Annotated in this window: 11 protein-coding genes; all 11 read left to right on the plus strand. The window is 44.0% G+C overall.

Translation table 11 applies throughout. From position 1 onward, the window contains the following. Window positions 1–104: 104 nt before the first annotated feature. The 11 genes from rplX (at window position 105) to map (ending at window position 6,732) form a co-directional block, all read left to right on the plus strand. Window positions 105–443 carry a 50S ribosomal protein L24 gene (gene rplX / locus VN105_RS28915; protein ID WP_325646828.1) on the plus strand — a complete coding sequence of 113 codons (339 nt, stop codon included), beginning with the start codon at window positions 105–107 and terminating at the stop codon, window positions 441–443. Further along, window positions 443–1,018: a 50S ribosomal protein L5 gene (rplE, locus tag VN105_RS28920; protein WP_325646829.1), complete on the plus strand. Its 576-nt coding sequence runs from the start codon at window positions 443–445 to the stop codon at window positions 1,016–1,018. The genes rplX and rplE overlap by 1 nt, the downstream gene beginning before the upstream one ends. A gap of 20 nt (window positions 1,019–1,038) precedes the next feature. Beyond that, window positions 1,039–1,308: a 30S ribosomal protein S14 gene (gene rpsN, locus VN105_RS28925; protein WP_142685981.1), complete on the plus strand. Its 270-nt coding sequence runs from the start codon at window positions 1,039–1,041 to the stop codon at window positions 1,306–1,308. 116 nt (window positions 1,309–1,424) lie between these two features. Then, window positions 1,425–1,823: a 30S ribosomal protein S8 gene (rpsH, locus tag VN105_RS28930; protein WP_325646833.1), complete on the plus strand. Its 399-nt coding sequence runs from the start codon at window positions 1,425–1,427 to the stop codon at window positions 1,821–1,823. Between the two features lie 125 nt (window positions 1,824–1,948). Continuing rightward, window positions 1,949–2,503, plus strand: coding sequence for a 50S ribosomal protein L6 (gene rplF, locus VN105_RS28935; protein WP_325646835.1), 555 nt, complete (start codon window positions 1,949–1,951; stop codon window positions 2,501–2,503). A 90-nt stretch (window positions 2,504–2,593) separates the two neighbouring features. Further along, complete coding sequence (gene rplR / locus VN105_RS28940) at window positions 2,594–2,947, plus strand: 50S ribosomal protein L18 (RefSeq protein WP_325646837.1); 354 nt, start codon at window positions 2,594–2,596, stop codon at window positions 2,945–2,947. 51 nt (window positions 2,948–2,998) lie between these two features. Next, complete coding sequence (rpsE, locus tag VN105_RS28945; protein ID WP_142685985.1) at window positions 2,999–3,517, plus strand: 30S ribosomal protein S5; 519 nt, start codon at window positions 2,999–3,001, stop codon at window positions 3,515–3,517. A 91-nt stretch (window positions 3,518–3,608) separates the two neighbouring features. Then, on the plus strand, window positions 3,609–3,794 hold the full coding sequence (gene rpmD / locus VN105_RS28950) for a 50S ribosomal protein L30 (protein WP_079470757.1): 186 nt from the start codon (window positions 3,609–3,611) through the stop codon (window positions 3,792–3,794). 120 nt (window positions 3,795–3,914) lie between these two features. Then, window positions 3,915–4,361, plus strand: coding sequence for a 50S ribosomal protein L15 (gene rplO / locus VN105_RS28955; protein WP_325646840.1), 447 nt, complete (start codon window positions 3,915–3,917; stop codon window positions 4,359–4,361). 78 nt (window positions 4,362–4,439) lie between these two features. Next, entirely contained in the window at window positions 4,440–5,783 is a 1,344-nt protein-coding gene (gene secY / locus VN105_RS28960) for a preprotein translocase subunit SecY (protein WP_325646842.1), read from the plus strand. A 148-nt stretch (window positions 5,784–5,931) separates the two neighbouring features. Beyond that, window positions 5,932–6,732, plus strand: coding sequence for a type I methionyl aminopeptidase (map, locus tag VN105_RS28965; RefSeq protein WP_325646844.1), 801 nt, complete (start codon window positions 5,932–5,934; stop codon window positions 6,730–6,732). Window positions 6,733–6,738 lie beyond the last annotated feature (6 nt).

The following is a 6,738-nucleotide window of genomic DNA, read 5'->3' on the forward strand; positions in this document are numbered from 1 at the left end:
ATCCGAAAATATTTCTTATCTTTGCAGCCCGTTTGCAAAACGAGAAAAAAAATTAATCAAGCGAAACTATTGTTTCGCTTGGCGTTTATAAATAAATCAAAGTAATGAAAACTAGATTTAAGCCTAAATTTAACATTAAGAAAGGCGACCTGGTTGCGGTAATTGCCGGCGATGACAAGGACAGAACCAAAGCGCGTAAAGTGCTGGAAGTGGATCCTGCTAAAGCCCGCATTCTTGTAGAAGGCGTTAACATTATTACCAAACACACAAAGCCTACTGCCCAGAATACCAAAGGTGGTATTGTTAAGCAGGAAGCTCCTATCGCTATCTCTAATGTGATGCTGTGGGATGCTAAAACTGGTAAACCTACCAGGGTGAACAGGCAGAGAGAAAACGGTAAATTAATTCGTATCGCTAAAAAATCAGGGGAGGAAATTAAATAATGTCAAACACAAAATATACTCCGAGACTGCAGACCAAATACCACGAGGAAGTTAAATCTGCACTGATGAAGAAATTCAACTACAAAAGTGTAATGCAGGTTCCTCGCCTGGTAAAGATTTGCCTGAACCAGGGTATCAATGGTGCAGTAGGCGATAAGAAACTGGTAGACATTGCAGTAGACGAAATGACCCGCATCGCTGGTCAGAAAGCTATCGCTACCCTGTCTAAAAAGGATATCTCCAACTTCAAACTCAGAAAGAACATGCCTATCGGTGCACGTGTAACTTTACGCAGCACTAATATGTACGACTTCCTGGATCGTTTGATCGCGGTATCCCTCCCACGTGTACGTGACTTCAAAGGTGTGAACGAAAAAGCATTTGACGGTCGTGGTAACTACACTATGGGTATCACTGAACAGATCATCTTCCCTGAAATCGATATCGATAAAGTAACAAAAATGTCCGGTATGGATATCACCTTTGTTACCACTGCCACTACCAACGAAGAAGCTTACGAGCTGCTGAAGGAAATGGGCATGCCTTTCAGGAATATGAAAAAAGATAATCAGTAAATCGAAACGATAATATAATTATGGCAAAAGAATCCGTAAAAGCCAGACAAAGGAAAAGAGAAGCTATGGTAGCTAAGTTTGCAGAAAAGCGCGCTGCCCTGAAAGCTGCCGGTGACTACGCTGCACTGGATCAACTTCCAAAAAACGCTTCTCCTGTTCGTCTGAAAAACAGGTGCCAGCTGACCGGTCGTCCTAAAGGATACATGCGTCACTTCGGCCTCTGCAGGAACATGTTCCGCGACCTGGCACTCGCAGGTAAAATCCCTGGCGTTAGAAAAGCCAGCTGGTAATTCAAGGTATTTACCAATCCGGACCACCGGATGAGTAGATCCAAAAAAAGTTATTTGATTCCCATCTTATTACGATTGGATATCGCATTGTAAACATTTATCAAACTATTACAACAATGGTTACTGATCCAATAGCAGACTTCCTGACACGCATCCGGAACGCGCAAATGGCCACCCACAGGATTGTGGAAATTCCGGCTTCCAAGCTGAAAAAACGCATTACAGAAATTCTGTACGATAAAGGTTATATCCTGAAGTACAAATTCGAAGAAGATACTAAACAAGGCGTAATCAAAATCGCTTTGAAGTACGATCCGATCTCCAAAGAACCCGCTATCAAGGAATTACAACGCATCAGCCGCCCAGGTCTGCGTCAGTACGCTAAACCAGATGAGTTTAAGCGCGTGAAGAACGGTTTAGGCGTAGCGATTATCTCTACTTCCAAAGGTGTAATGACCGATAAGGAAGCAAAAGCTCAAAACGTAGGTGGCGAAGTAGTTTGCTTCGTCTATTAATATATTGAATGACTGGTTGTTATCCAACCGGTCATTCACTTAAGTTATCTGACAATTAAGCTCTCTATACGGCGCTGAACACGGATAACCGGTACATCAATATCAAACAACTTTAAATTAAAGTTATGTCTCGTATAGGTAAAAGTCCTATCAAATTGGCCAGCGGAGTTACAGTTACTGTTTCTCCTACCAATGAAGTAACCGTAAAAGGCCCTAAAGGTGAACTGAAAAGAAGCATCGACAGGGATATGAAAATTGAGGTGAAGGACGGCGTTTTAACAGTGATCCGCCCAACCGAACAGATCCGCCACAAAGCACTCCACGGTTTATACCGCGCTTTACTGGCGAACATGGTTGAAGGTGTTACTGAAGGATTCAAAAAACAACTGGAACTGGTGGGTGTTGGTTATAAAGCAGCAAACAACGGTCAGTTACTGGATCTCGCTTTAGGTTACTCTCACAATATCGTTTTCGAAATTCCGAAAGAACTGAAGGTGTCTACCCTTACTGAAAAAGGCCAGAACCCTAAAATCATGCTGGAAGGTATCGACAACCAGTTGCTGGGCCAGGTAGCCGCTAAAATCCGCAGCCTGCGTAAACCAGAGCCGTACAAAGGTAAAGGTGTTCGCTACAGCGATGAAGTGGTACGTAAGAAAGCTGGTAAATCAGCCGGTAAGTAAAATATTTAATTGGCTAATCAGCTACTTTAGCTGGTTAGCTGATTTTAACAGATATCCCGGCAGCATCGGGGTAATAAAATAAAACTCAAAATGAGCACAAAAGTTAACAGGAGACAGAAAATCCGCTACCGCATCCGTAAGAAAATCTCCGGTACTGCACAGGCACCAAGATTATCTGTATTTCGTAGCAACAGCGATATTTATGTGCAGTTGATCGATGATACCAATGGCACTACCCTGGCCTCCGCTTCTTCCCGTGATAAGGATATCAAAGCACAGGCAGGTACCAAAAGCGAAAAATCTGTACTGGTAGGAAAGGCGCTGGCTGCTAAAGCACTGGCACTGGGTCTTACCACCTGCATTTTCGACAGAAGTGGTTATTTATATCATGGCCGCGTGAAAAGCGTAGCTGACGGAGCAAGAGAAGGCGGTCTTCAGTTTTAATCACGGAGTCCGAATCTTATAATTCTGAACAAGTAATTCTTATAAAATAAAATGGCAAAGAATTCATTCAATAAAGTAAAGGCTGGTGATCTGGAGCTGAAAGAGAAAGTAGTGGCGATCAACCGTGTTACTAAAACCACCAAAGGCGGTCGTACATTCAGTTTCTCCGCTCTGGTAGTAGTAGGTAACGAAAACGGTGTTGTTGGTCATGGTCTTGGTAAAGCCAAAGAAGTACAGCAGGCTATCACCAAAGGTATAGACGATGCTAAGAAGAATCTGATCAAGGTTCCTGTTATGCACGGTACCATTCCTCACGATCAGTTTGCTAAAGAAGGCGCCGCCAAAGTATTGATCAAACCAGCCGCTCACGGTACCGGTGTGATCGCAGGAGGTTCCATGCGTGCAGTACTGGAAAGCGTTGGTGTAACCGACGTTCTGGCTAAATCTCTGGGTTCCGCTAATCCGCACAACGTGGTGAAAGCTACCTTCAAAGCTTTAGGCATGTTACGCGAACCAATCGGTATCGCTAAAACAAGAGGCGTTTCCCTGAAGAAAGTTTTCAACGGTTGATACTAACCCGCCGGAAAGCGGGTATCACCTGGAAATTTTGAAAATAATTCATTAACAATTAAATTACTCCGCTTTTAGCGGATAGGGATTTATGGCAAAGATTAAGATCACTCAAGTGAAAAGTGGTATAGACCGTCCTGAAAGGCAGAAACTGACCTTGAAGGCGCTGGGCCTGACTAAAATGCATGCTACTGTTGAAGTAGAAGCTACTCCTCAGATCCTGGGTATGGTCCGTAAAGTTAATCACCTTGTAACGGTAGAAACAGTTAACGCTTAATTAAGTAACACTGCTGTGGGATTGTCTGTTGATAATCTTACCTTTACATTTGTGACTTTACCATTTTTATTTTAACATAAGCGAGCGGTTAATTTCCGCGCAAGTAAAAACAATTAAACTATGAATCTGCATTCATTAAAGCCTGCACAAGGCGCTGTACATAAAGAGAAACGTCTCGGACGTGGTGAGGCTTCCGGTAAAGGTGGTACCTCTACAAAAGGTAACAAGGGTATCCAGCAACGTGCCGGTTACGCCAGCAAAAAAGGCTTCGAAGGTGGCCAGATGCCAATCCAACGCCGTATGCCAAAACGCGGTTTCAAGAATAACAACCGTGAAGAATACACAATCTTCAACCTGGGTCAGCTGGATCATTTAGTTGAAAAATATGGCCTTCAGGAGTTTAATCTGGAAAACCTGTTCATGAACGGTCTGATTAACAGAACCGCTAAGGTGAAGATCCTCGCTAACGGCGAACTCAAAACCAAAGTGTCTGTTAAAGTTAACGCAATCAGCGAAAAAGCTAAACAGGCCATCGAAACAGCAGGTGGATCAGTAGAACTGGTATAAGACTTTACGACTGAGGAGACGCCTACGGAGTAGTGCGTCTTTTCATATTTAATAGCGCTATTAAACCTTTATCTTCCTGTGAAGAAATTTATCGAAACGATTAAGAATATCTGGAGTATTGAGGATTTGCGTAACCGCATCCTGACCACCCTGCTCCTGGTCCTCATCTACCGCATAGGATCCTATATCGCTTTGCCCGGCATTGATGCAAATGCGCTCACCGACTTTGAGAAAAATTCTAATCAGGGTATCCTGGGTTTGGTTAACATGTTTGCCGGCGGATCGTTTTCCAGGGCTTCCATATTTGCATTGGGTATTATGCCATACATCTCTGCGTCCATTGCTATTCAGTTATTAACCATAGCTGTTCCGCAATTCCAGAAAATGCAGAAAGAAGGTGAAAGCGGCCGCAAAAAAATTAACCAGTTCACCCGTTACCTCACAGTTATCGTAACAGGTTTCCAGGCGAGTGCTTACGTTGCTTATCTGCGTAATCAGTCAGGTGGCGCTATTATTGCCGAATATGGTACCTTTTTCTTCTGGCTTTCTACCACCGTTTTACTTACTGCAGGTACCCTGTTCGTAATGTGGCTCGGTGAAAAGATCACAGACAAAGGAATTGGTAATGGTACTTCCATCATTATCATGATGGGTATCCTTGCCCGTTTACCACAGGCTTTGGTCGCAGAATTTTCCAGTAAAGTTGCAGGTGAAGCGGGTGGACCGATCCTGTTCCTTATTGAAATCGCCATCTTTATCTTAATCACTGTAGGCCTTATCCTGCTTGTTCAGGGTACCAGGAAAATACCGGTGAATTATGCCAAGCGCATTGTAGGTAACAAACAATATGGTGGAGTACGCCAGTTCATTCCTCTCAAAGTGAATGCTGCCGGTGTAATGCCTATCATCTTCGCTCAGGCTATTATGTTCATCCCTGCAACTGCAATAGGCTTCGCCACTTCCTCAGAAAGTGCATCCGGCTTTATCCGCATCTTCAGTGATCATACGAATGGTTGGTATAACGTGATTTACGCCATACTCGTTATCGTATTCACTTATTTTTATACTGCGTTGATTTTCAATCCAACCCAAATGGCGGATGAAATGAAACGTAATAACGGATTCATTCCTGGTATTAAACCGGGTAAAGCTACCGCCGATTATATCGGTGCGGTGATGGACCGTATTACTTTGCCTGGTGCTTTCTTCCTGGCAATAGTGGGTATCATGCCTGGTTTGGCTGCCGCCTTTAAGGTGAACAGCAACTTTGCTACTTTCTTCGGAGGTACATCCCTGCTGATCATGGTGGGAGTTATCCTGGACACACTGCAACAGATTGAAAGCCAGCTCCTGATGCGTCATTACGATGGTCTTATGAGCACCGGCCGTATCAAAGGCAGAACTGCCCCGGCTAATGCATAAGTAATTGAACACAAAAGTGTTACAAGAACAATAAAATAGCCACAGAAGCCTTCCGCTTTAGTGGCTATATTATTTTTGAATATAGAACAGTTAGTTCTTCACCGGCTCATAAGCCGGTAGGTGCTAACCGCGAATGAAAAGGATTGCTATGATTCACTATAAGACGAAGGAAGAAATAGAGTTGATACGTAAAAGTGCCCTGATCCTGAGTGCAGCCCTGGCGGAAGTGGCCAGGACCCTGAAACCGGGTATGAGCACTCTGGAAGTGGATGCAGTTGCTGATAAGTTTATCGTTGAAAATGGTGGAACTCCTTCCTTCAAGAATTATAAAGGATTTCCGAATGCCTGCTGCATTTCTGTAAACGAAGAAGTAGTACATGGTATTCCCAATAAATACGTGCTGAAAGACGGCGATATCCTTACAGTGGATGTTGGGGTGTATATGAATGGGTTTCACTCAGACAGCGCCTACACCTTTGCCATTGGTAATGTACCCGAAAACGTACTCCGCCTGATGACAGCCACCAAAGCCTCCCTGTACAAAGGCATAGAGAAGGCGGTTGTTGGCAACAGGATAGGTGATATTTCCTATGCCATCCAGGAGTATACTGAAAAGGAGCGTGGTTATGGCGTGGTAAGGGAACTGGTTGGGCATGGCCTGGGCCGGAACCTTCATGAGGATCCTCAGGTACCTAACTACGGAAAGAGAGGTAGCGGCCCTGTAATGAAGGAAGGACTGGTGATAGCGATTGAACCTATGATCAATCTCCGTTCCAAGGACGTAGAGTACCTGGAAGATGGCTGGACGGTAGCTACCCGCGACAGAAGCCCGTCTGTTCACTTTGAACACACAGTTGCTGTTGGAAAAGGAAAGGCAGATGTATTGTCAACCTACGTGGATATAGAAAAAGAAGAGAAGAATAACCCGGAATTGAATGCGAATTATTAGTACCAG

It is taken from the genome of Chitinophaga sp., assembly GCF_035564935.1.
GTDB lineage: Bacteria > Bacteroidota > Bacteroidia > Chitinophagales > Chitinophagaceae > Chitinophaga.

Bases quoted from the DNA above. Each gene is read 5' to 3' on its own strand.
- rplX (WP_325646828.1), top strand. From the start codon at position 105: ATGAAAACTAGATTTAAGCCTAAATTTAACATTAAGAAAGGCGACCTG.
- rplE (WP_325646829.1), top strand. From the start codon at position 443: ATGTCAAACACAAAATATACTCCGAGACTGCAGACCAAATACCACGAG.
- rpsN (WP_142685981.1), top strand. From the start codon at position 1,039: ATGGCAAAAGAATCCGTAAAAGCCAGACAAAGGAAAAGAGAAGCTATG.
- rpsH (WP_325646833.1), top strand. From the start codon at position 1,425: ATGGTTACTGATCCAATAGCAGACTTCCTGACACGCATCCGGAACGCG.
- rplF (WP_325646835.1), top strand. From the start codon at position 1,949: ATGTCTCGTATAGGTAAAAGTCCTATCAAATTGGCCAGCGGAGTTACA.
- rplR (WP_325646837.1), top strand. From the start codon at position 2,594: ATGAGCACAAAAGTTAACAGGAGACAGAAAATCCGCTACCGCATCCGT.
- rpsE (WP_142685985.1), top strand. From the start codon at position 2,999: ATGGCAAAGAATTCATTCAATAAAGTAAAGGCTGGTGATCTGGAGCTG.
- rpmD (WP_079470757.1), top strand. From the start codon at position 3,609: ATGGCAAAGATTAAGATCACTCAAGTGAAAAGTGGTATAGACCGTCCT.
- rplO (WP_325646840.1), top strand. From the start codon at position 3,915: ATGAATCTGCATTCATTAAAGCCTGCACAAGGCGCTGTACATAAAGAG.
- map (WP_325646844.1), top strand. From the start codon at position 5,932: ATGATTCACTATAAGACGAAGGAAGAAATAGAGTTGATACGTAAAAGT.